The sequence below is a fragment of the Enterococcus sp. AMC1251 genome (genome assembly GCF_058216535.1).
Window position 1 is genome coordinate 356,370 of record NZ_CM177098.1, and the last position, 26,108, is coordinate 382,477.

Sequence of the window (26,108 nt, forward strand, 5' to 3'; positions counted from 1 at the left end):
GAAGATCTTTCTCCACTTGCTAATCTTGCAAATTCATAGATGTTAGAGTATTTATCTTGAAACAAATCTAAGTTAATATCAAATTCTACTTCAAATGGTAATTGTTGAACTCTTTTGACAAGTCTTCCAGTGCGACATATGTCTTTTTGTGTATTTTAAATACAACAAATAGTCGATTGTTTGCTGAGCTCTTCATCTTGAGTTCGTAATTCATTTGCTAAGGTTTCAATATCTTCATCAAACTGATAATGATGTTGGTTAAAGTAAATATTTGCTACGAAGTCAGAAAGTTGAGGTAAATATTTTCTTTTATATAATTTTAGTGTGTAATTATTTGGTAGAAGTATCTCTTTAGTTGTCGTCATTTTTCCCTCCGTAGCTAGTCTAACTCAATCAATTTTGAATCTGAATAAATATATCGTATGCCTGAAAATTCAAATATGTCGCCATTATTTGCATGAGAATCATCCTTTAAAATATTCAGTATTTCAGTTACCGTCTTGGAAGTCATACCCTCGGCACCATTTCTAATTGCTGTAGCTGAAATATCATCTTTTCTCACTATTGTATAAGGTGTTAAGAAAGTTTCATCATAAATGGTTCTCACCAACATTCCACCGTAATCACTACCGTGAAGACCATAAATTCTTTTCCCTTTATGTTTATTTTTAATGTGCTTAATGATTCCATGGAAACCTTTATCAATGTATAAATCAGGCATAGCTAAAACTTCAACTTTCTTTTCTAAATTTGCATCCGAGACTGCCCCCCGTAACATAGCAATTCTATTTTCCGCTTCAAAGAAAATATTTCCAGTTGGAAAGTAATCAATATGAAAATCAGCTTTTTCAGTTTTTTCGTAAATTCTCATACCATCTTTCATTTTGGCTATTCTAATAATCCCTTCATCCAATAATGCTTGGTGAAGCTTGGGGACGATAGTTGGATGAACATACACCTTTTCTAAGTTTCTCTCTTGAATAAATTGTTCTATAATTTTCATATGTGAAACATGAGCAGGATTGAATGTCCCAAAGAACACACCAACTCCAGATTTTTTTGAAAAAATACCTTTTAAATCTGTAATCAAACTGTATAATGCGTCAAATATTCCTAAGAGAATCCCTGTAACCGCAAAAAATAGTTGAACTGGAACATATCCTAATGATGCAATGGCACTAATACAGACATTAAAACTCAAGGCAAGTGTAATATTCAAATAACGATCACCAATATTTTTATTTGCTAATGCTAACATCACATACTGTAATCCTTGAGAAGCAAATGAAGTTAATGCAATAGCTCCCTACAATCCTCCGACAAATTGTAGGTTAGCAGTATCTACGATACCGCCAGTAATAACCATGGTCAAAGCAAAATAATTAAATGCATATTGCCAGAGAAAGCGAATGACTTTACCTAAAAACATGCTTCCTGTTCTTAATACTGCAAATCGCTCTAACTTCTCACTTATTTTAGTGAAAAATGGTAGGAAAACTGCAACGAAGATCGAAACAAATATTAAGTATATATTTTGCCAATTACCAGTGGGCAAAGCATATGAAACATACATTACTAATCCCATTATAAACGCTAACTTTGTATAAAAACTTTTTAAATAACCAAACATACCCCTAATTCGCTCCTTTAATCTACTAATAAATTTTTTACATGTACATTCTTTATTTTTCGTGAGGAAACATAACTAAATAAGAAGCTAACAAACACGAAAAACGATACTACAAAAACTAAATTTCCAATTGAAAATTTTAAATCTAAACTAGTTAAGCCTGCCATTGAAAGAAGCGCAGAAAACAGTTTATTTCCGCTAAGCAAGGCTGAAATGATTCCAATTATTGTTCCTAATGTTGTCGCTATAACAAATCTGGAAGCAAATTGACAACGTAATTGAGCCGATGTATAACCCAATGATTTCATGATCCCTAATTCTAATGATTCCCTATTAATTGAAATTGTACTCAATAGGAGAATGATCACGGATGAAATAGAAAAACTTAAAATCAATACAATCATTGTCATTAATAGCAAACCCGTTTGTATTGTTTCAATCAAGTTTTTATTACTTTTTAAACCATCTGTTATATTAATATTGTCCTTATTTGTAGAAAATTGTTTTATTGTTTTTGATACATCTGAATCATTCTTTAAATCCAAGACATATTGAACAGGAGAATAATTTTTATTTAGCTTAGAATACCCAGTATCTAGCATATGAATAGTAAGCCCAACGTTGTTAACACTTTGGTATACGCCAACTACTTTGAAATCCTCTGAGTTGTCTTTTTTAGTGGATATTTTTAAGGTGTCATTAACATTCTTATTAAATTGTTCGCTCACGTTACTTGTAATAAGAATTTCATTTTCAGCTTTAGGATAACGTCCCTCGCTTAAATCAACTTTGCTTTTAAGATCACCATATACAAGCGCAACGATTGACTGTTTTTCTACTTTCAAACTTGTTTGAAAAAAAGAACTGTAAGAATTGACTGAATATTTTTTATCAATTTGATTAACTAATTGCCTTATTGCTTCCTCTTTATCCTCTACAGTTTCAGCAATCTGTAATACTACATCATTTTTTGGCATGCCAAGAAGTTTGAATACTTCATTCTCTTTTTCAAAAGATTTGGATAGTGTTAGAACACTCAGTAATAAGAAACTAAAGAAAAATGCAACGAGTATTAATGAGGTATATTGTTTAAACCTTGTGGATAATTGTTTGATAGAGATGCTAATAGATAACGGTAACATACTTAGATGCTCTAAAGAGATTCTCTTCTTAGCTTTATCTCCATCTGAAAGTTGACCCATTCGAAGCGCTTTGACAGGAGTAATATTTTTTAATTTTCTTAAGCTAAAGAGTATGATGAGTGAATTTAATAAAATAAAGACAGCTAGTAACACAATCATCTGTCCCAACGGAACGGAGTTATCTCCAATAATACCATTTGAATTTAGAAATACACTCGTTAACCTTGGGATGGTTTGTGTAGATACTAGTAGTCCAAAAATCCCTCCAAAAAGTATTAATACATGAAATTGGATCATAAATTGATACTTTATTTTTCTATTGGTAAAGCCTAATGCTTTCATAACACCGATTTGAGTATAGTCAGATTCTAATGAAGTTAAGATTGCGTATCTTAAAACGAAAAAACTAACAAAAACAATAAAGGCTGTTGCAAGTAAAAGAACCAAAGAGAGAACTGTTGGGATCATCACATAGGCTTTTTTAGTAAATGTTTTATCATAGATAAAATCTGCTACTTCTGTTCCTTCAAAATTTTCCATTTTATTCGTAACATAAGCTGTGAAGTCTTCGTCAAGTGGTGGTTTATTGAAATTCACTTGGATGAAGAAGTTTTTTATAATGTTCTCACTTGCATCCATCTTTGAAATCTGATCATAAGTCCCATCATTAATAAGGATTTGATTATATCTCATTATAGGTGAGCCAAACACCGTGTCTTCAAAGAAGCCTACAATTTTTAATTGAATAATTTGGGAATTGAGCTTAACATCAATAGTGTCATTTTTTTTAAGAGAAAGGGAATCTTTTAAATAGATAGGTACATAGGTCTCATTGACGTTTAATGTACCATTTCCGCCATCCTCTACTCGAAAAGTGTTAATTCCTTGTGAACGAAGTAGAACATTTGTATCGCCATTTTTTTCATCTTCTAATAATCCAGAGTATGTTTCAATCGTTTCAACATTTTTAATATTATCCATCTTTTTTAGTTCACTGGTATAACTCTTCCGATAATTATTTTGGGAAAAGCTAAAAAGTAAGTCTGGTGATTTGGAAGCTTCATAAGAAATGTCATAAGTTTTGCCATTCTCAGACAAAGAACCTAGAGTTGTCAATAAAAAAATAATAGCAATGGCTGATAACGCTACTATCGAAAATGCAAAGGTTTTTCTTTTGAATAGATTTTTTCTAAGTAGTAGCAAAAATGTACGCATACTCTTACCACCCCATTCCTTGTAACCAATTCAATACATTTTTTTCACGCTCTACTATATCTATATTTTCAGCAGCGTATTTATCTAATGCTAATTCTCCTTCAATTTCTCCATCGTTAAGATAAATAATTCTGTTTGCTCTTAATGATGCTTTTAGATCATGTGTGACCATAAGAATAGTCTGATTGTCATTATTGTTATAGTGAGAAAGAGTGTCTAATATATTTTCGCCTGATTTTGAATTTAAAGCACCTGTAGGCTCGTCTGCAAATAATATCTTTGGACTATTAATAAGTGCTCTAGCGATAGCAACTCGCTGCTGTTGACCACCTGAAATCTCAGACGGAAGCCTTTTTGCAAATGAATCTAGCCCTACTTGCGCTAGCAGACTCATTGCATGGGAGTGAACCTTTTTTTTAAAATCATTTTTTAAATAACCAGAGATAATAATATTTTCAAAGAGAGAAAGGGTACTAATGAGATTCATTTGTTGAAATACAAATCCCATCTCTGTTCTCCGAATTTTTGAAATCTCAACCTCTTTCATGTTATCCATTCTTTGATTTTGATACTTCACTTCTCCAGATGAAATACTGTCCATTGCACTTAGACAATATAATAAAGTTGATTTGCCTGAACCCGAACTTCCCATTATTACGGTAAAATCACCTTCATAAATTTTTAAATCAATATTTTTTAATACTTTTACGGCATTAGAGCCATTCTTGTATTCCTTACAAAGTCGCTCTGCTGTAATGATTTCCTGCACATCTATTCCTCATTTCTTTCAAAATTTAGTTGCCAAATCTCCTAATTAAGGGTACTTTTATAATAGTAGAGGTATTTATTGCCTTTAGTTGGTATTTTTCACTATAGTGTAAAAAAAGAGAAATTTTCTGAAAAGGGGTTATTCATGGATAACGGAAATATTATTAGATATATTAGAAAATCAAGAAATCTTTCCTTAGCAGACTTATCAGATGAGACTATTTCAGTTTCGTTTATATCTAAATTTGAAAGAGGTAACTCAGATATATCCTCTCAAAAGTTGTATGATCTATTAAATAAGTTAAGTGTGAGTTATCAAGAGTTTATCAGCATGAAAGATAAGTCAGAAGATAACTGTCAACGTCAATTTTTAAAGGAATTAAAGAATGTTGTCAGCAGTGCCAATGTCAATGAATTGGACGCTCTCATTAAATCAGAAGAAAAAAAATTTAAAACGAATTACATTACTAGACATGCTCATAATATAAGTATTTGTAAGTTACATATAGAAAGAATAGAACAAAAAGAATACTCTAAAGAAATCATTGACTCTCTCTGGAATTACTTAATCAATATTGATGTGTGGTTTGACTATGATGTATCACTTTTTAACAATGTATTTTTTTGCTTTAGCGTAGAACAAGTAAGTTTATTGGTGAAAGGTGCACAAAAAAGACTTGAAACGGAACTACATATATTTAGAGATACCAATGAATTGTTACTCCTGCTTCTTAATCTTATTATCTTTTTTATAGAAAATAAAGGCTACAAGCAAGCAAAAAAATTTATTGTTAAAGTGGAAAGTTTATTAGGCAAACCCGAGCAAATTTATGAAAAAAATAAATTGAATTTTTTGAAAGGAATTCTTCTAATTGCAGAAGGAGAAAGAAATGAAGGAATCGAAAAAGCCAATCAAGCATTGAATGTATTAAAAGTGCTTGAATTGCATGATATTCATGATAGTTATAAAAAATATCTTGAACGATTTTTGAGAAATTCTGTTTAAGTAAGCTATACTTATATATATTTTATACTATAGTAAAACTTTTATACTTTCCTTTGGATTACGAGATAAAATTTATAATTGATAGTAAAAAGGAGGAATTACGATGTTTTATATATGGGAAATTTTCAGTATAAACAATGGTGTCAGATAAATTGAACAAGTTTTTTAATAATGAAAGCCTTGCTAAGAAAAAATCTTGGCAGGGCTTTTTGAACGTTTCAAGATTAAAATAAAAGCTAAGTACCTGACTGTCCAATTACTTAGCTTTATATATCGTTGATCAGTACCAGTTCGGCCAATGCTGATGCAAAATATTGATTATAGACATTTTGATTTTTCAAGCAAAAAGGTTTACAAAACGTTATTGACCCTTTGTAAACGTTTATTGACAAAGGGGTCAACGATCTAATTTTTACTATAGAATCTTTATTAGCTTGTTACTCCCGCTCAAAAATAAGCATATTTCGTATAACATAGAGAATAAGGCCAAAGTTATATTTTACGCTATTTAATCATTTTCTGACTCTCTACTTTTGAGCATTCAATTCCCAAATAATCCCAAATTTATCTTCGATTTTAGCATAGAATGAATCCCAAAAAGTCTCTTCAAGTTTTGTAATGCTCTTGGAACCAGTAGCTAACATTTTTTCTTCCAGAAGCTTTATGTCCGCATCCTTTTCAAGCTCAAGCCAGATACTAGTCTGTGCGCTTGGAGAACATGTCTCTTTGCTTTTCTTTTCGAGAAAATCATTTGCAAGAATCACACTTTCTCCGAGTTTAAAATTAGCATGAGCAATACAATTTTTTCGGCTTTCATCTTCCATAAAATCCACGTCTTCAAATGTAGCTTTTTCTAGAATTTCAGCGCCAAAGATATCGACATAATACTGTAATGCATCGTCGCACTCGTCATAAAAGTATAGATAAGGGGTTCCTGTTTTGATCATTTTTTCCATCTCCATTCCATTAACTTACGACTAGTGTATCATTTCACGGTCGAATAATATTATTCTAGATTGTGTTCTTTAAACGGGAGATCAAAAGTTTCCCCACATTCACTAAAATTGGTGGATCTTCTGGTATTGGATCTCTAAGCTTAATCGTGTAATGATTGCCAGAACAGTTTGGAAAAGATAATTTTTCATCTTCTTTCCCCCTCAAGCTATTACCTAAGTTAAAGTAAGATAGAATATTATTGGAACGGCTTATCCCACAAGCTAATAAATAATAGTCGCCACTTGGAATATTGTTCAATGTATTTCCGATTAAATTTTTAGTAGCTAATCCGGATATAGGCATATGATTCGGGATAAGTGTACGGAAAAGTCCAATAAATAGGATACCCATCTCAAATCCATCAGGTACTTCAATCGTTACTGTGCAAAAAGAATGACTCTTTTCTTCAAAATGCGCTATCGACTGATCCTTATCATCCGTTTCAAAACGTTTCATATCATCAAAAAGTTCACTCATTTCCGTTTTGTACGCTTTAGGAGAACTTCCTGTATATTTTTTAAACGTATTCGTGAAACTACCGCTGCTTTCAAAACCTGAACGTTCTTGTAGGTCGAGTATACGCTTTTCTTCATCGAGTTCAAAGATCGCCTTTTCAACTTTTAAACTAGAGAGAAATTCAGCAACACTGAATCCATTTATTTCTTTAAATTTCCGACTAAAGTGATGTTTATCATAACCAAAGTGAACGGCAATTTCCTCACTGGTCATTTTTCTATTAACAGCTTCTTCTGAAATGAAAGAAAGAATTTCAGGCATTTTCGTTTTCATGTTTGTTCCTCCTTCTCAGATGAGGATGCTATTCTTTAGGGAAAAATGTTGATTCCCTATTATTCCCACCTGTTGGTATTCCGTTAACAGTCGCTTTTCCTGTATTAATCCTGTTTGCATCTGGTAGAGTACTCGTTCCAGATGCCCATCCATCACCATAAAGGGCTAGTTCACTTGAATATTCTGAAATCCAATGATTTAAACTATACAGTTGATTGTACAGTTCTTCGTTGGAAGATTCTACTGTTTTTAAGAGTTTATCTAGCTCAGATTTTTTTATTCTAGTCATGATTTTTAGTCATCTCCTTTCAGATTTGGTCGTTTTTTGTTTGAATTTATGCTGATAGCGTCTACCAGAAACATATTGATATTCTTCAATAAGGTATCAATGTATCTAAAATCATTGCTATGAACTGGAATGAATTGCTAAACGTCTTACAATAATTCAATATGGTTTATCAAAAAGTTACAAATATACTGAAAATTTTGATAGAATATATAGTTTTCAATATAGTATTCTTATATTACATATTATTTTTTAAAGTACTTATATGGATTAGGAAATTTAGTTTAAAAACAATAGTATGTAACAGATAAAAACAACTAATTTATCAAAGGAGGCGTTCACATGGCAGATAAAATCAGTACCGATGCAGCGACAGTAAATTCTTTAACAAGCAAATTTACAAGTAGCCTATCATCCTTATCATTCAAACCAAAACAAGCAAGTAGCATGAGCTTTTCTGAAAGTAGCGCCGCTAGTGCAATGAAAAGTAGTGTTTCTTCGCTTAGTACCATCGTATCAACGTTTAAAAGCAACGCGTCTAAAGACATTGGAAACTTAGAAAAAATACATCAAGCCATCAAACAGGCTGAAAAAAATGCAGTAAAGTAGGTGCTTTATGGAAGAAAAACAACTACAAGTAAAAATCGAAGAATATGAAGATCGAAAAATAGCCTTAAAGAAAAAAGACACCGAAAGTGATTTTCTACTCAATGATCTACAACGTGTTTACCAACAACAAGCAGAGATATTAGAAGAATTTCTCTATTACAGCAAAGGAACAGAAGCAGAACGTTCAGCTAGAATAGACTTAGAAATGCTAGAAGACGAACGAACAGAAGCGTTCCGAACCTTTGATGCGGGCAAAGAAGAGTTAACTGAATTAGTCAGTGAAACAGAACGTAAAAAAATCCAAGCAGAAGACGACCTCCTATGGCTACAAAAAAAACAAGCACAAAAGGAGGAGGAAGATGCCTAAATTTAGATATACTGAAAGGCAAAATGTTGCCAGTGAAGTGCAAAATTTACGTTTAACTGTATTAGATCAACTAAATTCCTTTAAAGAGGCGCAACAAGTGTTTCAACGTGCAGGGAAATTATCTGGTACAGGGTGGGATTCGACCAAAAGTTATGTTGATGCCTACTCAGAAGTATCAACGACAGTGGACAATGCCTTAAATACCCTTGATGATGCGATTACAGCTTATTTAAGCGCCTTTACCTCAGAAGTTGGACCAGCCGAAAATGATTTAGATACCGCCAAAATGGAGGGATTGAAAGCTGAGTTACGTCGTTTACAAGCAGAAAATGATGTGATCATGGAAGCTTTGGCAAAAGCCTTTGAAGACGTACCGTTTGTGAATCAATTTTTTAATAAACAAAGTATGCTAGGAACCGCCAAGAAAATTGAAATTCTCGAAAAATATAGCGCCTTTGAAGCAGCACATGGCAGTGATTTCTCAGACGTGCAAACAGTCATTGCTTCGATTGCCGAAGGGTTAGCCTTTCTAGGCAGTGCTGGAAATTTTTCAGGCGGTAAAGATGGCTATAAAAGCATTGATTTTAAAAATCAAAAATGGTATAAAGCACTAAAGGACTTTAACAAAGCACAACCGAAAGACCGAATTGATGTGGTCATCAAAGAATTATCGAATGGTGTCGAATACCAGATTTATCGCAATGGAAAATTGGATGTTCAAAAAACAAAAGAGCTGCATGAACTGTTTCGTGTTCATAATGTTGAATTGTTTAAAGAGTATGGACCAGAGATTTTTAAAATCCTTACGAATATTGATGATATTGAGATCCTGTTTGGGAAAGATTCAACAACGATGCAACGGTCATCTTCTGGTATTTTCATACTACTCGCAGTATTGCCGATTGATCGAGTAAAGGATATTTTGAAGTCAGCTAAGTTGCTTAGAAATGGTGATTATACGCTTGATGCGATTAAGTTGACTGCTAAAGAGTGGGAAACGTTGAAAGAGTTTGAGAAGTCGGCGGATGTTGTGAAGACTGTTGATAGAGGGAAAGATGTAGGGAAGGTTGGCGGGGTTAGTGCTACTATCTGGGATGATATTAAAGGTACTCAACCAGTAATAGATGGTACAAATATTCCAAAATCATTTGAAATGACAGTGAATGGAAAAAAATTCTGGGTAAATCCTAATGGTACAAAACATATAGTGGAATATTCTACTAGGAACTTATCACATGGGCGTAAATTATCGGAACAACAGTTGCTAGCGAGTCTACAAGCTTCTACTGCAGAGGCAGTGGTAAAAGGATATCAGTATAATGTACCTATAAGGTCCGGGAATTGGGAGTTAATTTTTAGTCCTCCTAGACAAGTTGGTCAACTTCCAGTTATAAAACATGCTCAATATATACCTTAAGAAAAGGAGTTTTTATTTTTATGAAGATTACTAGCTTTGAAGAAGGAACTATTTTAGACGAAATTGAAATAGACTATTATGTTCCAGTGAGTTTAGAATTTCCAACAAATGATAACAAGGGAGAAGAGTTATATTATTATAGATTCATTAATCGAAAATCATCATTTATAGAAATTAAAATAAATTCTGAAACCAAGAAAATTGTAGGTGTGACGATAACCTCAATAAATGATATTGCAGATTCAAAACTTCCAAATAGTAAAGTTAGTGAACAAAATCCTATAATTCAACTGGATATGTTTGATAAAGAACCAGTTTTAACTAAAGAAGCTGATTTTGATATATTTAGGGAGAATACTAGTTTATACTTCAAATTAAATGAAGAGAAGTTATCTTCTATTGTAAAGATGTCTAAGCATTTGTCTTTACTTTTAAATAAAGATAATGAAATTATTGGAATGAGATTTTCTGACTTTTCAAAGATTGAATGGTCAGAACTTAATGATAGTATCCAAAGTTCTGTTTCGCTAAATTAAAGTGAAATCAGAAAACTAAATATTCATTTATTAGTTGAAAATAAAGTTTATTTTGCGATTCAAAACAATAATTATGGTTCTAAAATTATGCGTAATAAGCTTTATAAAATAATATTAGGTTGTAAATTATTTTAGATATAAAAAGTCATTAGCTATTACTTTCTTATTGTTCTTAGTATTGCTAAACAATCGAGTGAAAGATATTTTGAAGATAGCGTAGTTTGAAAAACAAAAGAAACTATGGATAAGGGGAGTACTGGACATATTTTATCAAATTATTTAAATTAGCAAATGACGATGCATTAAGTTCAGTTTAAGACCCAAAAAATGTTAAAGGATTATCAATAAAAATTACTGATTTTAGGTGGCTTGCAGAAGACGGTTAGAAAAATATAAAGCTGTCAAATGGAGAAAATATGAATAACATTAAAATAGAAAAAAATTGGGAAGATTCAAATTTATTAGAAATAAAAGTTAGTGCTAAATCGAAATATATTTCAGCTTATCAATTATGCTATATTGAGAATACAGACTTAGAAATTATTGGAAACAGAATTAAGGAATTTTCTTTTAAATTTAATGATAGTTGTTATGTAGAGTTTGGAAAAAAAGAAGGAGATTTCACGCCAGCTTTTTCGCTGAATTTTTCTCCAGCAGATGCAACAGGAAAAATAGAAATAGAAATAGACGATAACGATGAACGTAAACATAGATGCTGTTTTTATCTATACAGTGAAATTGGTCTTATAGAGCAATTTGCTAATGGATTGATTCAGATGTCTACGCAAAATAATATAGATGAAATAAATTTAAATATTTAAGGAAAAATAGATCAGTTTAAATAATGTACTATTTAATTTAGGAGTACAGAGATGAAAAAATAAAACTATATTTAGAGTATCAATGTTTTCCTATATGGATATATGCAGATGGGCGTTTTCTATATAACGATATACCTAAAGAGTTAGTGAAAGATAAAGAATTAGAAAGAAAATTAGTTTCCTTACAGGAAAAATATAATGATCTATTTATTGATACAGATACTAGTTTCAAGTACATTGGGTTTAACTCAGATATAGAAAAAGAATTATTTCTTGATGAGTTTAATCAAATAGCAAATTATCTACAAGAAGTACTTGGAGAAGAATATGCAATAGAGAATGAGATTAAAATCTAATTCATATAGTAGTGGCGAGGTCTAGGGGATTTCCTCTAGGCTTTTTTGCGTTGCGCTGGTTACTATAGAAAAAAATAATCGGTCTAAATATCATGAGTATTCTTAGTCTACTGCTGATGTGTAATCAAAAAAACAAGTAGCCGGTTATCCAACTACTTGTTTAAATCTATCGTTGATCAGTACCAGTTTGGCTAATACTGATGAACTTTAAAATCCCATTTTGCGGCTAGGATTTTAAATCAAAATGTTTTTGAGTTTCTGTTTGGTTTTAAGTTTGTGTGTTTCTTGAGCTAATATTTTTAGTATTCGCTCATGTTCATAGAAGAGGTTATCGGGAATAGAGTGATTATGGATGTTGTTTTTTAGTGAACTGAATGTTTTGTGCCAGTTCTTTAATTGTTGGATTGAATGATTTAGTTTATGTAGGTCTTGATAGGTGATCATTTTTATTGGGTGAGTCATGTTGGACCTCCTAATGATATTTATTAACCTTATAAAGTTAATTTGTCACAAGGATTATTCGTCGTCAACCGCGTGCAGTTAATTTGTTATAAGGAAATATTATATACTTTAATTAACTGTACAAGGTTAATGGAGGGAAGTTATGACTTATTCTGATGTAATTAGATTACGACTTAAAAATTTACGTGTTGAGAAAAATATATCTATCAATAAACTTGCAACTTTATCAGGTATAACGCAGTCTACTGTGGATAATATTATGAAAGGGAAGACCAAAAACCCTAAGTTGAAAACGTTACATAAATTAGCAATGGGATTAGATATGACGGTTTCTGAATTGTTGGATTTTCCAGAGATGAATAATACTATATTTGAGGATGAATAATTACTTTTAGTGGAGCTACGATTTGTGATGAATCGTAGTTTTTTTGTTGAACAAATGTTTAAATATATTTTTTGTTTCAAACTAAAAATTAATTTTGTGTTATAATTAAAAAGAAATAATTTCCAATTGGTTTTTTTTTTGAGAATGTAATCTTAATAAGAGTGTGAAAAATAAGTTAAATGCATGGAATAGTGATGTTTGGGCTGAAGATCTTTTTTAGAAGGTGATGTACCAAATAGAACTAGACAAATATATCTGAGCATAGGCAAAGAATTGGAGAGTTTGCTAATTACTTGACTTCTGTTTATGCGATTAATTGTTGGTAAACGCTAAGGAAAATTTCGAGTTTGATTTAAAGTATTATTTTTTTAAAAGTGTTTAAAAAAAGTTTACATAGTTTTTTTGGTTGACAAACTATGATACAATTAGCATAAGAAATATTATAGTGAAAGGTGGAAAACGAGATGAATACTCAAACTTTGAATGCTTATTTTGAGAAGTCAGGTCTTTCTATAGAGTATATGAAAGAAAAGTCGCATAAAAATTTTGATAAGTTTTTGTCTGGTGAAAAACCTCCTACCTTTAATCAATTAACTAAAATTTCTAAAGAACTTTCAATTCCAGTAGGGTTGTTGATGCTAGATAAACCGATCGAAAAAAAACTAAATGTTATTAATTTTAGAACAATTAATTCAGAATATGTTGCTAGTCAAAGCAGAGAGTTACAAGACACTATTGATGAAATGCGTTCTAAACAAGATTTCTTACGTGAAGAAATCGAAACGGAGTTAGAATACATTGGTAAGTTTTTGATTTCTGACAATTATTTAGAAGTTGCTAACTATATTCGGGATATCTTGGGAATTGAAAAAGATTACTATTTAAAAGTGAGTAGAGAAAATATTTTAAAATTTTTTAGAGAAAAAATTAATCAAATTGGGGTGTTTGTGTTCCTTAATGGAAAGTACAAAGATAATACTCATCGTGCTTTAAATTTAAATGAATTCAGGGGATTTGTTTTAATAGATAAAAAAGCGCCGATTATTTTTCTAAATCAAAAAGATACTAAAAATGGACAATTGTTCACCCTTATTCATGAGTTAGTACATCTTTTTATTGGTGATGAAGAAATTTATGGTATTCAAAATGAATCAACTGATTTTGATCACACTGAAGCGTTTGTTAACAAAGTTACTGCTGAAATATTGGTACCAAATGATAAATTTTTAGAAAAATACAATACTACTCAAAATACTGTGGATTTAGCTAATATCTTTAAAGTTAGTGAGTTCGTTATTGTACGTAAGATGCTAGATAACAAAAAAATCAGTCATAAACAATATATGGGCTTAATTGATAAACTAAACGAACAGTATAGAGAAAATCAAAAGCTGTTTGATGAAAAAAAATCAAGTGGTGGAGATTTTAAAAATAATGTACGATTTAGGATTGACCAACATTTTTTTAATTATGTTCAGAATGCGGTTAATAATCAAAGACTATCTTACACAGATGCATTTAACCTTGTAGGAGTAAGCTACAGAGGATATAACATATTAAAGGAGCGTAGATAGAGAATGTATTTATTAGATACGAATATTTATATATCCTTTTATGATCGTTATTATCCAAAGGAAAATTTCCCGACTTTTTGGGAAGAGTTTACTAAAGTGCTTAATACAAATATTGTTATTCCTAAAATAGTTACTAACGAAACATACCAAAGTGAATGGTTTGTCAAAGAATATTTAGCTAATAATTATACTAGGGGGCTCCTTGATCATAAAACTTATGATCAAGAGTGGGGAAGTGTATTACAACACATTAATTCAAGTGATTTATATAAAGAAAATGCATTGACTAGTGAGCGTGGTTGGGCAAATGATACTATCGCTGATGGATGGTTAATTGCAATAGCGAAAAAGGAACAATTTACAATTGTGACAGATGAAACAAAGAATGCCAATCTAAATAGAATTAACCCTTCCAAAGCTTGTAAAATTCCAGATATTGCATCTGATTTGGGAGTCAAGTGTATAACGATGCTAGATTTTTTTAAAGAGATAGGATTGAAAATATAAACGGTTCTGTAACGTTTGATATTAACGGATTTTGAAGCACCTTGATAATTGAAACAATCAAACCAGTTCTTAAGAAAGAAAAAGTAAGTCAAAAAAAAACGGCTCTTTGTCAACTAATGTTGGTGAAGAAATCCAAAGAATTAAATCACTAATGAAGCCTAGAGGGAAAGTCCTCTAGGTTTTTCTATTTGGTTGAAAAAGAACAGTGCCAAAGCATAAAGTAATTCTCAATTTAAAATTATAGAAGTTACGGAAGCCATAGGCATTTCTTTTCAATACTTTTATATGATTATTCAAGCACTCTAACGGTCCGTTGGAATAAGGTAAATCCAACGCATTTTTAATGCTCGTTTGAACTTTTTTAAAGGTATTAATTGTCGTTTGATAATAGGCTGGAAGCTTAGAATAATCTTGTTTTAAAAGCACGTGAAATCTTGTGTAGTCTCTGGTCTGTATGGCGTAGAGAAAATCCTGATAACAGGTATAGCCAGCTTTCAATTCTTTATCATAGGCAAGTAACCGATCTACGAGTTCTGTTTCTGTTAAATAAGCACGAAAAGAAGGACGCCATTGGCATTTTTCAAAATTGAGTGTTGATTGATTCTTTTGGAGAAGTTTCCAATAGTTCTTCAAGTGACGATATTTTTTTGCCTCTTCCGTTCCCTGGTGAAGAAATGTATTCATTCGTTGAATACGGTGTTTTAAGAATGTTCGCCCAATGTGTTGAACAATATGAAAGCGGTCAAGAATAATCTGAGCCTCGGGAAATAGTTTCTTAACTAAAGAAAAATAAGGAGCATACCTATCGCAAACAATGTATTTTACACCTTTACGAACAGCCAAAGGAAATCGTGAGAAATAGCGTTCTAAAAAAGGGAGTTGCCGATTTTCAACGACATCAATTAACTGTTTTGTTTGCCCGTCCATTAGGATAAAGCTCATAGAAGCAGCGACTTGTTTCACAGAGTTGAATTCATCAAAACAAAGAACATCGGGCAAGGTGAGCCGATTGATTTTTTGGGGTTCATAAAACTGTTTCAATACGCGATAAACAGAAGAAACAGAGACTTTCTTTTGACGGGCAATTTCACTCATAGACGTGGTTTTTCTTAAACGATCGGCAATAGAAAGCTTCACTTTCCTTGAGATCGAACAACACTTTTCAATCAGACTTGTTTCAGCGACAAAGGTTTTAGTACAAGAATGGCAGAAGAAACGGCGTTTCTTCAAGCGTAAATACGTTTGATACTCAGAGACATCATTCAGTAAAATCAGACAGGTTGTAAAGCTCCAACGAATAATCGATCCGTCTTCATTGCCACCACAATGAGGACAAGAGTGGGCTAAATAATCCAATGTACCAGAAAATACGTGGCAGATCTGTCCTTTGATGCGTTCTTTGTTTAAAGAGTTTTCATTAAAAGTAATGTTTAAGTCTAGAATATCTAATGTATTTTTGATAAGATTTGTATAGGACATCTTGATTTCCTCCTTTTGAATGGTTTTAGTCGACTTAATTCTAAAGGATATTGAGGTGTCTTTTCTATTATTTTGCATTAAAAAAGATGCCGGTGATTTTTCACCAACATCAGAAAGTATAGAGCCAAATAAGCGACGTGCTCAATAAAGAGTAAGTCGCTTTTTTTTATATTTAGTCGGTGTCTAAGGCCACAACGAATTTAGGATTGAATTAGAACTTCCGGTTTTTCCAAAAGGAGAAATATACAAAATTTAGAGTTGGCAAAAAACTCAAATTACTTTTTTCTTTCTTGAGAGGTTAGATGTTTGAAAAAAGTAAGTGGAACTCCTTATAACTACTGTATCGTTCTTTACTACATTTTTGTTATAGGTTATATATTTAAAATTTCCATGGTTGCAAGTATGATTGAAGAATTGGAGTAAATAGAGAAAAGTATTGCTTTGATAGAATACAATGAGGTATTTGTATTGTTTTAGTAGCTAGACATGTATAAAAACGAATAAAAAAATAATTCAATACAGGTTTTAGTATATAATAGAAGATGGACTATTTGTCTTTATACATTATAGCGCTGTGAGCGATTTGAAAGGAATGGACTATAAATATGAAAAAAGAAGTGATAAACATTGCAGGTGAAGAGAAAGGAGTAATTTTTGATGAAAATCCAGATGATCGTCTTCTGCTATTATACATACACGGTGGACCTTTGTATCCTGAGATATTTTTAATTGAAAAATATTTCCCAGATCTGATGAAACAGTTTCAATGTGTTTTTCCAGAGACAAGAGAGTGTGGGCTAAGCTCAAATGCTACTCAAAAGAAATTAGAAGTAAACGTACTTGTAGAAGATATTATTGAGTGGGCGGAGTATTTTTTGAAAAAGTTTAACAAGGATACTTGTGTTATTATGGGGCATTCATTTGGAACACTAACTGCAAGTTTGGCTGTAAAAAAAAGACCCGCTCTTTTTTCTGCTTATATTGGTATTGGCCAAGTTAATTCAATGTATGAACATCAAAAAATAGTCTATGATTTTGTAAAGGATTGCTGTGAAAAGGAAGGAAATATTAAGTTTTTACAAAAATTTCCAAATAAATTAGAGATTGAATTTGCAACTAATCGTGACTACTATATGTTTACTGATAAATATATTTCCAAACATAGACGAGGTATTTTCAATGGACGAAAGTATTCAAATTTTAATATGATGAAGGATTTATTCAGTTACAGGAGATATTCATTGAGGGAAAAGTTTCGATTTATGAGTGTCTTATTTTCACCTAAAGCAGTTCCGCTAATCTCAGAATTCATGGTACAAACTTATGGGGCTGTTGTTGGCGAGTTGTCAGTCCCTGTATTTATTTTCAATGGAAAGTATGATTTAATGACATGCCCAGAACAGGCTAAAGTCTTTTTTGATACGATTACTGCTCCACAGAAAGAGTTTTATTTATATGAACAATCTGCTCATTTTCCTATGTTTGATGAACCACAACGTTTTAATGAAGACATAGAAAAAGTAAAAGCAATTATTCTTAATAAATAACTATTTTTATTTTCAGAGAAAATAGTTTTGGCTACAAAGAGAAATCTAAAAATACTTCTCTTTTTCCTTTTAAGAGTAAGATGTAGGATGGATTATTAATAACTATACAACGTGTTCATAGAACAAGAATAAAAAAGTAAGCGACCAGCTCAAGGAAGAGTAAGTCGCTTTTCTTTATATTTAGTCGGTGTCTAAGGCCACAACGAATTTAGGATTGAATTAGAACTTCCGGTTTTTCCAAAAGGGGTAAATTATCTATTTTATTTTTAGAAAAAGTGAAATAAAAAAGCCAGCCATTTCTGACTGACTTCGTGGTTACAAACGTGGTCACACGAGGTATACAATTTGCATAAATTTATTATTTTGGAATAATTCATTGGTGCAGAACCCCTTATAAATCAATGGATTTGTGAGTCATTCACCTGTATATTATTCCCACTCAACAGTAGCAGGTGGCTTACTCGTAATATCATAAACAATCCGATTCACATGATCCACTTCATTCACGATCCTCACAGAAATCTTCTGCAACACATCCCAAGGAATTCTAGCAAAGTCAGCTGTCATTCCATCAATCGAAGTCACTGCACGAATACCCACAGTATAATCATACGTACGACCATCGCCCATCACACCCACACTACGGATGCCAGGTAACACAGTAAAGTACTGCCAAATATCACGATCTAAACCAGCATTGGCGATCTCTTCACGTAAAATCGCATCAGAATCACGCACGATTTCTAATTTTTCTTCGGTAATTTCGCCCAGAACACGAATCCCTAAACCAGGACCAGGGAATGGTTGGCGCCAAACTAGTGCTTCTGGCATGCCTAATTCGATCCCTAATGCACGAACTTCATCTTTAAACAACGTATTCAACGGTTCAATCAGTTCAAATTGCATATCTTCCGGCAATCCGCCCACGTTATGGTGAGATTTGATTGTTTGAGCTGTTTCAGTTCCGCTTTCTACGATATCTGTATAAAGGGTACCTTGTGCTAGGAAGTCGATTCCATCAAGTTTTGTTGCTTCATCATCGAAAAGATAAACGAATTCATTCCCAATAATTTTACGTTTCTTCTCTGGATCAGAAACGTCAGCTAATTTATCTAAGAAGCGTTCTTTTGCATCTACTTTAATGATGTTTAAGCCGAATTTTCCGCCTAAACTATCCATAACTTGTTCTGCTTCACCTTTGCGCAATAAACCATGATCTACAAAGATACAAGTCAATTGATCGCCAATGGCTTTTTGTAAAAGCACACCAACAACGCTTGAATCCACGCCGCCTGAAAGGCCAAGAAGCACTTTTTTATCGCCGACTTGTTCACGGATTTTGTTGATCTCCATTTCGATGAAGTTGCCCATTGTCCAGTCGCCTTCGCAATGACAAATATCAAAAGTAAAGTGACGTAATAAGTCGTTCCCATATTCAGAATGACGGACTTCTGGATGGAATTGCACACCGTAAAGGTTGCGGTCTGTATCTTCAACTGCAGCAAACGGACAATCTGCGCTAGTTGCCACCGTTTTAAAGCTATCAGGGATGGCAGCGACAAGGTCACCATGACTCATCCAAGCGATTTGTTTTTCAGGTGTTCCTTTAAAAATAGGTGAATCAGGAATCAAAAGTGATAACTCTGACTTGCCGTATTCACGGTTGCCAGCAGGCTCAACTTTTCCACCTAGATTATGCATCATCAGTTGCATGCCGTAACAAATCCCTAGAATTGGAATGCCTAATTCATAAATTTCAGGATCAATACTAAACGCATTTTCATCATAAACACTATTTGGGCCACCAGAGAAAATAATTCCCTTTGGTGCCATGGCACGGATTTCATCCGCTGTGATTCGGTGGCTCAATAACTCTGAGAACACGCCAAATTCACGAATACGTCGAGTAATCAATTGGTTATATTGACTACCAAAGTCTAAAACAATAATTTTTTCGACAGTTGTCAAATCGGCAACATTGGTCACATTTATTACCCCTATCCATTTAGATTTATCTAAAAAGAGGTTGTAAAAAAAAGCGTTTAGGTTCAAGCAAAGAAGGAACAACACGCAAATGTTGCGTCTTGTACTTTTCAACATCAAATTGCTAGGCTCTTTGTGTTTCAAAGCAAGAAACCTGCTTTTTTTACACCGTTTATGGAGAATTTTCCGTTAGGAAAATTCTGACCCCTTTAGAATCAAGTTGAGTGTTGCTACTGTTGAGTGGGAATAGTAGCAGATTTTTGAAGATTAGCGAAATTAATTTTAATATTTACGCATAAATATCTCATCAATAATATGATTTTCAGTCTTATGAAGTATAATATCCGCTCTGCCTCGAGTTGGCAAGATATATTCCTCTAAGTTTTTCAAATTCACCGTTTTCCAAACTTCCTTAGCCATCGCAAAGGCATCGTCACGATTCCCAATCGCATATTGATAATAGTAATTATCTGGATCAAGAAAGGCCGTATCAAGTAAGGCACCAAAACGTTCAAGGTACCATTTTTCAATCAGCTTTGGCTCAGCATCTACAAAGACAGAAAAGTCAAAGAAGTCGCTGACGTAAATTTGCTGATTGGCTGGCAATTGCAGTGTGTTGATTCCTTCAACGATCAAAATATCTGGTTGTTGGATCACTTCATATTCGCCTTCGATAATATCATAGACACTATGAGAATAAAGTGGTGCTTTGATTTCTTCTTGGCTATTTTTGACTTGGTTTAAAAAGTCGATCAACTTTTCCATGTCATAGCTCTCTGGAAATCCTTTCCGATCCATAATGCCCTTTTCTTCCAATACTTTATTCGGATACAAAAAGCCGTCCGTTGTAATCAGTTGGACATTGCGACGTTTAAAGGTTCTGGACAAAATCAGCTGCAGTAAGCGAGCGGTGGTACTTTTCCCAACAGCCACACTACCAGCGATCCCGATGATAAAAGGCGGAACAGGTACATATTCATGCAAAAACAGCCCTTTGCTAACAGTTAAAGACTCAAATTCTTTCATATATAAATGAATCAGATGGGTCAGCGGCACGTAAATGTCCTGCACATCCTGCAATGAAATTTGATCATTGAAGCCTTTGATATCTTCTAATTCTTCTTCTGTCAGCGGCGCTTTGCCGTTATGATAGAAGCCCTGCCATTCCTTCCGTGAAATGGGGTAATAATTCATTTTATCGTCCATCGGTTCCTCCACCAAAGCCAACATTTATTTCTGTGCTTATTATAGCATCTTTCATAAAACAACAAAACCCTACTGAGTGGTTAAAGTAGAGTTTTGGTGTGTATTCTTATTTATTCATAATCAAAGCACTTGTATCTTCAAAGTCATAGGCTGATAAGTCTAGTTTGATCGATGTATTCGTTTTAGGATCATATTTGGTGAGTTGATCATCGAACATAAAATAGTAATAACCACTATCCTGAGTGAAAAATGGAGGATTTATATGTTTTTCTTGTTCCAATTTTTCATATTCAGGAAAATGAATGAACGATTCTGATTGGTCTTTCAAGTTATAAACGGTCCATGTATAGCTTTTTACATAGAGCTCATAGTGACGAATGATTAGGTTTTCGTTTGGCTCGTCTATATATATTTCCATTGGATAAGGATAAGTCAAAGTGAGATACGATTGATTTTTTGTTGCTAGATCATATACAAGTACTCGATTTGCTTCTCCTGGTTCACCAGTTACCCCCACACTGGCATTGGCTTCTGTAATATACAGTTTATTTTGAAAATGAACCATTCTCATGTATGCACTCGTTTCATCACCTAAATCGGTTTCTTCGATCACTTCAAATTCCTTTGTCATTTTCACTAACCTATTTTTGCTTGATCCATCATCAGGGTTAGTATAGCCACATAAAACATAGAGATACTCTCCTATGGAGTTTCAAGTTTTTATCATACTTATAAAATTCTGTTCGATCACTAAAACAGGCGGTAGTATAGAAAAATTCCCCGTCTACATTTGAAGTATAGGCATCATTTCCTTCGGCTTTGACAAGATCAATGGATAAGTCACGACCAATTTTTGCTAAGGATACTTCAAGTTTGGGATTTTCAGAGGTTTTTGTGTAGTAATGATCATCTATTTTCCAAAAATTATTACGCCAAAAATTTAGATGTCCATCTGTTCGTTTAAGTTGCTCCACTTTTTCTAGTTTATCGTCTTTTTCAAGAAAGGTTGTGATGTTTTTGAATCAATGATAGCTAGATCGTAGTCTTTTGTTTTTAGTGCAGCATTTTTTGGCAGCCACCAAGCGCAATTAAAAACAAAAGCGAGGCTAGGCCGAGTATTCTTCTTTTATTCATATGTAAGTTTTCCTATCTTATTTCATTTAACTTTATTGTATAACGGAAGAGTTACTGTTTCAATATGATTATGACAATTAGTCGATTTTTGAGGATGTTAGTTAAATTTGAATCGTATGATTGGATAGGAGGAGGGGCTGTTTCATTTTTACTGCTAAAATAATTCTTTGCCTCGGCAAAACGACCTTTTCAGTGGTATGATTAAGTAAAGAAAACTAGTACAGAAAGGAAAATCCTTCATGAAAAAAATCGTTTTATTTGGAGATAGTATCACAGCAGGATATGGTGATGAAGCCATCACGCCGATTTTACAAAATCTGATCGCAGAAGATCTGGCTGTTCAACATTATGAAGAAGTGAGGATCGTAAATGCTGGGATGCCGGGAGATACCACGCAAGATGCAATGAAACGTTTGGACAAAGAAGTCTTAGCAGAAAAAGCGGATATCGTAACGATCTTTTTCGGTGCTAATGACACGAATAGTGACAATCTAGTGCCTTTAGAAAAATACGCAGAAAACCTCGAAACAATGATCACTAAAATCGGCAAAGAAAAAGTCGTGTTACTCACACCGCCATATGTAGATTGCGCTAGAAAACCAACCCGAGATGATGATCGGATTCGTGAATATGCCGAACGAGTAAAAGTAATCGGCGCTAAATACGAAATTGCTGTCATCGATTTATACAAAGTAATGGTCGTTTACCCTGGAACAGATGAATTTTTACAAACAGATGGCTTACACTTTTCTAAAACCGGTTATGACTTACTAGCTGCCTTGATTGTTCGAGAAATAAAAGGTAGACTGATGACAAAAGAAAATAGTTAGGAAGAAGAAAATGAATAATCATTATTATACAGAAAATCCAGATTTGGCTCATGATTTAGAGCAATGGTCGTTTGAATTAAGAGGAAAAAAATTCCAGTTTTTAACCGATAGTGGGGTATTTTCCCGTAATACAGTGGACTTTGGTTCCCGTGTGTTGATCGATGCGTTTGAATGGGAAGATTTGCCAGAAGGAATGCTTCTAGATGTCGGATGTGGCTATGGTCCAATCGGTTTAACGTTGGCTTCATTCAGTGGAAGAACGGTAGAAATGATCGATATCAATCAGCGAGCAGTCGCTTTAGCGCAAGAGAATGCGAAGAAAAATCATGTGGAAAATGTCGATATCCACACATCAAATATCTACGCTGATACCCATGAACAGCAATACGCTGCAATCATTAGCAATCCACCGATCCGAGCTGGGAAAAAAGTGGTGCATGAAATTTTAAGTGAAGCGCATCCTAGACTACTTGTCGGCGGAACATTGACTGTCGTGATCCAAAAGAAACAAGGCGCGCCCAGTGCTGAGAAGAAAATGGCAGAAATCTTTGGGAATGTAGAGATCGTGACAAAAGATAAAGGCTATTATATTTTAAGAAGTGTGAAAGAATAATCTATATACGATGAAGGAGTCATTGACGATTAGAGGCATAATCTGTAGTCAATGGCTTTATTTTATTGTCTAACTATCTTTTTACAAGCGTTTCCTCTAAAATAAAGATATAAGAAAACATGACAGGGGTGCCTTAAATGGTAACAATCAAAGATGTGGCAAAAAAAGCTGGTGTATCTGTTGCCAGTGTTTCTAGATATATTAATAAAAATGGCTATGTAAGAAATGAAACAGGGGAAAAAATTGCAGAAGCAATAGGAGAATTAAATTATGTTCCAAACGAAGTTGCGCGGTCTTTATTTCAAAAAAAATCAAAAATCATTGGTGTTTTATTACCTGATATCGCGAATCCCTATTTTCCTTTATTAGCAAAAGGTATTGAAGAAACGTTAATTAAAAATGGCTATATGATGTTGTTAGCAAATACATCGGATTCAAAAGATCAGCTACAGCAGTATATCACGACATTCATCCAAAATAATGTGAGTGGGATTATCACAGCCTTGCCAATCGAACCTTTAACAGATATTTCGGTTGTTGGGATCGATAGAGTGTATGCGGGCGATTTTAATAAAGTGTTGCCGGATGATTATCTAGGTGGCAAGATAATTGGGGAAGAAATTCTAAAGACGAACTTTGAAAATATTTTGATTATTACAGGGGATTTAGCCTTTCAGAGTGCGAAGAAGCGCTTGAAAGGACTAAAAGATGCTTTGAAAGGACAAACAGATCATTACCAAGTATTTGAAACAAGTTCATTTAACGTCAATGAAGTAGATAAAATTTCAGATACTTTTTTTAAAGAGTACGAAAATATTGATACAGTGATTGCCTCCAATGATTATCTCGCATTAAAAATTATGCAAAAAGCGCAACAAAAAGGCTTATCGATTCCTAAAGACATACAAATCATGGGCTATGATGGGATTCCTTTTTCAGATATGACCTATCCTAAATTAACAACAATTAAGCAACCTGTTTATGAAATAGGGGAAACGGCCGCATCATTAATGATACAGCTTTTAGCAGGAGAAGCAGGGAAAAAGCAAGAAAAAATCTTACCAGTCATGTTGCAAAAAGGAGAAAGTTTACGATGAAAAGGTTTACATTCTTGCTGAAAGGTGTTAATGTATGATTATAGGTAACCGGTTACATATCGTGGATGGAGATGAAATAATGAAAAAAGTAGTAGTAATTGGCAGCATATCAACCGATTTTGTTGTAACAACTAAAATCATTCCAAATCAAGGAGAAACATTGGTAGGAGAAAGTTTCCAGACCTTTTTTGGAGGGAAAGGAGCAAATCAAGCAATCGCTTTAAGCCGTTCAGGTTTAGATGTTTCAATGATTGGAGCAGTAGGGCAAGATATTTTTGGTCAAGCGCTGATCGATAATTTAAAAGAGAATGGCATCAATACAGATATGATTCAAACCGTTGATACTGCAGAGAGTGGCTCTGCACATATCCAAGTAATGGATGGTGACAATCGGATCATTATTATTCCAGGAGCAAACGATCGACTATCCATTGATGTTGTGAAACAGTACCAACAAGAACTCCAACAAATGCAAATGGTTATTTTGCAAAATGAAATTCCGATAGAAACGATTGAGTATATTATTGATTTTTGTACAACTCAGCGTATTCAGGTATTATACAATCCTGCTCCAGCCAAAGAAATTGCGGAAGAATATATCGAAAAAGTGACGTACTTAACCCCTAATGAGCATGAAGCAGTCCTGCTATTTGGAAATAAAGAACGAACAGAAGTATTGAGAAACTATCCGAATAAATTGATCATAACATTGGGAAATCAAGGTGCGGCGTTCTTTGATGGTGAAGCAGAAGTGATCGTACCTGCACAAAAAGTGGCTACTGTCATTGATACAACAGGTGCGGGGGATACCTTTAATGGTTATTTTGCAAAGGGAATTTTAGAAGGACTAACAGTTGCAGAAAGTCTGAAACTTGGGAATGCGGCATCAGCCATTGCAATTCAAACGAAAGGTGCCCAAAACGGTATTCCGATGTATGAAAAGGTGGTCGCTACTTTATGAAAAAAAGAGGGATTCTAAATTCTGAGATTGCTAAAATTGTGGATGATCTTAGACATACCGATCGGATTATTATTGGTGATTGCGGCTTACCTGTTCCTGAAAAAGTGAAGCAAATCGATATTTCTTTAAAGCAGGGAACGCCTTCATTTTATTCTGTTTTGGAACTGATTTTAGAAGAGGTAGCTGTAGAAAAGGCTATACTAGCAACCGAAATCAAGGAGAACAATGTTGAATTAAATAGGCAGCTAAAAGAATGGCTCCCAGAGATTGAGTATGTTTCTCATGATGAGTTTAAACAACTTAGCAAAGAAGTAAAAGCTGTGATTCGAACTGGAGAAGATACACCCTATGCAAATGTGATTTTACAGTCAGCGGTAATTTTTTAGAAAATG

The 26,108-nt window shown here is 33.4% G+C and carries 28 protein-coding genes; 16 read left to right on the plus strand and 12 right to left on the minus strand.

The window, feature by feature from the left end:
• Positions 1 to 155: 155 nt before the first annotated feature.
• The 5 genes from AC4BBR_RS01585 to AC4BBR_RS01605 all read right to left on the minus strand — a co-directional run bounded on the left by AC4BBR_RS01585 (position 156) and on the right by AC4BBR_RS01605 (position 4,756).
• Positions 156 to 365, minus strand: coding sequence for a hypothetical protein (locus AC4BBR_RS01585; protein WP_490460863.1), 210 nt, complete (start codon positions 363 to 365; stop codon positions 156 to 158).
• Between the two features lie 14 nt (positions 366 to 379).
• Positions 380 to 1,258, minus strand: a complete 879-nt coding sequence (locus AC4BBR_RS01590) for a substrate-binding protein (RefSeq protein WP_490460864.1) — start codon at positions 1,256 to 1,258, stop codon at positions 380 to 382.
• A 48-nt stretch (positions 1,259 to 1,306) separates the two neighbouring features.
• Positions 1,307 to 1,585 carry a hypothetical protein gene (locus AC4BBR_RS01595; RefSeq protein WP_490460865.1) on the minus strand — a complete coding sequence of 93 codons (279 nt, stop codon included), beginning with the start codon at positions 1,583 to 1,585 and terminating at the stop codon, positions 1,307 to 1,309.
• Positions 1,586 to 1,647: 62 nt separating this feature from the next.
• Positions 1,648 to 3,987, minus strand: a complete 2,340-nt coding sequence (locus tag AC4BBR_RS01600; protein ID WP_490460866.1) for an ABC transporter permease — start codon at positions 3,985 to 3,987, stop codon at positions 1,648 to 1,650.
• Positions 3,988 to 3,991: 4 nt separating this feature from the next.
• The gene (locus AC4BBR_RS01605; protein ID WP_490460867.1) at positions 3,992 to 4,756 is read right to left on the minus strand and encodes an ABC transporter ATP-binding protein; all 765 of its coding nucleotides are present in this window, start codon (positions 4,754 to 4,756) and stop codon (positions 3,992 to 3,994) included.
• 78 nt (positions 4,757 to 4,834) lie between these two features.
• Between AC4BBR_RS01605 and AC4BBR_RS01610 the strand changes: the two genes are divergently transcribed.
• Positions 4,835 to 5,761, plus strand: coding sequence for a helix-turn-helix domain-containing protein (locus AC4BBR_RS01610; RefSeq protein ID WP_490460868.1), 927 nt, complete (start codon positions 4,835 to 4,837; stop codon positions 5,759 to 5,761).
• Positions 5,762 to 6,288: 527 nt separating this feature from the next.
• On the opposite strand, the gene AC4BBR_RS01615 is transcribed toward AC4BBR_RS01610, so the two are convergent.
• From AC4BBR_RS01615 to AC4BBR_RS01625, 3 genes are all read right to left on the minus strand, one after another.
• Positions 6,289 to 6,708: a VOC family protein gene (locus AC4BBR_RS01615; RefSeq protein WP_490460869.1), complete on the minus strand. Its 420-nt coding sequence runs from the start codon at positions 6,706 to 6,708 to the stop codon at positions 6,289 to 6,291.
• A gap of 64 nt (positions 6,709 to 6,772) precedes the next feature.
• The gene (locus AC4BBR_RS01620; RefSeq protein WP_490460870.1) at positions 6,773 to 7,546 is read right to left on the minus strand and encodes a helix-turn-helix domain-containing protein; all 774 of its coding nucleotides are present in this window, start codon (positions 7,544 to 7,546) and stop codon (positions 6,773 to 6,775) included.
• Positions 7,547 to 7,574: 28 nt separating this feature from the next.
• Entirely contained in the window at positions 7,575 to 7,835 is a 261-nt protein-coding gene (locus AC4BBR_RS01625) for a hypothetical protein (RefSeq protein ID WP_490460871.1), read from the minus strand.
• A gap of 339 nt (positions 7,836 to 8,174) precedes the next feature.
• On the opposite strand from AC4BBR_RS01625, the gene AC4BBR_RS01630 reads away from it, so the two are divergent.
• The 9 genes from AC4BBR_RS01630 to AC4BBR_RS01670 all read left to right on the plus strand — a co-directional run bounded on the left by AC4BBR_RS01630 (position 8,175) and on the right by AC4BBR_RS01670 (position 14,866).
• Entirely contained in the window at positions 8,175 to 8,441 is a 267-nt protein-coding gene (locus tag AC4BBR_RS01630; protein ID WP_069654094.1) for a DUF3130 family protein, read from the plus strand.
• Positions 8,442 to 8,448: 7 nt separating this feature from the next.
• The gene (locus AC4BBR_RS01635; RefSeq protein WP_490460872.1) at positions 8,449 to 8,808 is read left to right on the plus strand and encodes a hypothetical protein; all 360 of its coding nucleotides are present in this window, start codon (positions 8,449 to 8,451) and stop codon (positions 8,806 to 8,808) included.
• Entirely contained in the window at positions 8,801 to 10,225 is a 1,425-nt protein-coding gene (locus AC4BBR_RS01640; RefSeq protein WP_490460873.1) for an LXG domain-containing protein, read from the plus strand. The genes AC4BBR_RS01635 and AC4BBR_RS01640 overlap by 8 nt, the downstream gene beginning before the upstream one ends.
• 20 nt (positions 10,226 to 10,245) lie before the next feature.
• Positions 10,246 to 10,761 carry a hypothetical protein gene (locus AC4BBR_RS01645; protein WP_490460874.1) on the plus strand — a complete coding sequence of 172 codons (516 nt, stop codon included), beginning with the start codon at positions 10,246 to 10,248 and terminating at the stop codon, positions 10,759 to 10,761.
• Between the two features lie 416 nt (positions 10,762 to 11,177).
• Positions 11,178 to 11,582: a hypothetical protein gene (locus AC4BBR_RS01650; RefSeq protein ID WP_490460875.1), complete on the plus strand. Its 405-nt coding sequence runs from the start codon at positions 11,178 to 11,180 to the stop codon at positions 11,580 to 11,582.
• Between the two features lie 59 nt (positions 11,583 to 11,641).
• On the plus strand, positions 11,642 to 11,938 hold the full coding sequence (locus AC4BBR_RS01655) for an immunity protein CdiI family protein (protein WP_490462054.1): 297 nt from the start codon (positions 11,642 to 11,644) through the stop codon (positions 11,936 to 11,938).
• Between the two features lie 604 nt (positions 11,939 to 12,542).
• Complete coding sequence (locus AC4BBR_RS01660) at positions 12,543 to 12,785, plus strand: helix-turn-helix domain-containing protein (protein WP_490460876.1); 243 nt, start codon at positions 12,543 to 12,545, stop codon at positions 12,783 to 12,785.
• 464 nt (positions 12,786 to 13,249) lie between these two features.
• Entirely contained in the window at positions 13,250 to 14,359 is a 1,110-nt protein-coding gene (locus AC4BBR_RS01665; protein ID WP_490460877.1) for an ImmA/IrrE family metallo-endopeptidase, read from the plus strand.
• A 3-nt stretch (positions 14,360 to 14,362) separates the two neighbouring features.
• Positions 14,363 to 14,866 carry a DUF4411 family protein gene (locus AC4BBR_RS01670; protein ID WP_207696433.1) on the plus strand — a complete coding sequence of 168 codons (504 nt, stop codon included), beginning with the start codon at positions 14,363 to 14,365 and terminating at the stop codon, positions 14,864 to 14,866.
• 174 nt (positions 14,867 to 15,040) lie between these two features.
• Here AC4BBR_RS01670 and AC4BBR_RS01675 read toward each other — a convergent pair whose 3' ends face one another.
• A complete protein-coding gene (locus AC4BBR_RS01675) occupies positions 15,041 to 16,345 on the minus strand; it encodes an ISL3 family transposase (RefSeq protein WP_490460878.1) in 1,305 nt (434 codons plus the stop codon).
• A gap of 605 nt (positions 16,346 to 16,950) precedes the next feature.
• Between AC4BBR_RS01675 and AC4BBR_RS01680 the strand changes: the two genes are divergently transcribed.
• A complete protein-coding gene (locus AC4BBR_RS01680) occupies positions 16,951 to 17,892 on the plus strand; it encodes an alpha/beta fold hydrolase (protein ID WP_490460879.1) in 942 nt (313 codons plus the stop codon).
• 429 nt (positions 17,893 to 18,321) lie between these two features.
• On the opposite strand, the gene guaA is transcribed toward AC4BBR_RS01680, so the two are convergent.
• The 3 genes from guaA to AC4BBR_RS01695 all read right to left on the minus strand — a co-directional run bounded on the left by guaA (position 18,322) and on the right by AC4BBR_RS01695 (position 21,712).
• Positions 18,322 to 19,878, minus strand: a complete 1,557-nt coding sequence (gene guaA / locus AC4BBR_RS01685; RefSeq protein WP_490460880.1) for a glutamine-hydrolyzing GMP synthase — start codon at positions 19,876 to 19,878, stop codon at positions 18,322 to 18,324.
• Positions 19,879 to 20,157: 279 nt separating this feature from the next.
• Positions 20,158 to 21,081: a type I pantothenate kinase gene (gene coaA / locus AC4BBR_RS01690; RefSeq protein WP_069641246.1), complete on the minus strand. Its 924-nt coding sequence runs from the start codon at positions 21,079 to 21,081 to the stop codon at positions 20,158 to 20,160.
• A gap of 106 nt (positions 21,082 to 21,187) precedes the next feature.
• A complete protein-coding gene (locus AC4BBR_RS01695; protein ID WP_490460881.1) occupies positions 21,188 to 21,712 on the minus strand; it encodes a hypothetical protein in 525 nt (174 codons plus the stop codon).
• A gap of 742 nt (positions 21,713 to 22,454) precedes the next feature.
• Between AC4BBR_RS01695 and AC4BBR_RS01700 the strand changes: the two genes are divergently transcribed.
• The 5 genes from AC4BBR_RS01700 (at position 22,455) to rbsD (ending at position 26,102) form a co-directional block, all read left to right on the plus strand.
• On the plus strand, positions 22,455 to 23,045 hold the full coding sequence (locus AC4BBR_RS01700) for an SGNH/GDSL hydrolase family protein (protein WP_490460882.1): 591 nt from the start codon (positions 22,455 to 22,457) through the stop codon (positions 23,043 to 23,045).
• Between the two features lie 10 nt (positions 23,046 to 23,055).
• A complete protein-coding gene (locus AC4BBR_RS01705; RefSeq protein ID WP_490460883.1) occupies positions 23,056 to 23,658 on the plus strand; it encodes a class I SAM-dependent methyltransferase in 603 nt (200 codons plus the stop codon).
• 137 nt (positions 23,659 to 23,795) lie between these two features.
• Positions 23,796 to 24,755: a LacI family DNA-binding transcriptional regulator gene (locus AC4BBR_RS01710; protein ID WP_490460884.1), complete on the plus strand. Its 960-nt coding sequence runs from the start codon at positions 23,796 to 23,798 to the stop codon at positions 24,753 to 24,755.
• Between the two features lie 79 nt (positions 24,756 to 24,834).
• The gene (rbsK, locus tag AC4BBR_RS01715; protein ID WP_490460885.1) at positions 24,835 to 25,716 is read left to right on the plus strand and encodes a ribokinase; all 882 of its coding nucleotides are present in this window, start codon (positions 24,835 to 24,837) and stop codon (positions 25,714 to 25,716) included.
• Entirely contained in the window at positions 25,713 to 26,102 is a 390-nt protein-coding gene (gene rbsD / locus AC4BBR_RS01720; RefSeq protein WP_490460886.1) for a D-ribose pyranase, read from the plus strand. The genes rbsK and rbsD overlap by 4 nt, the downstream gene beginning before the upstream one ends.
• The last annotated feature ends 6 nt before the right edge of the window (positions 26,103 to 26,108 follow it).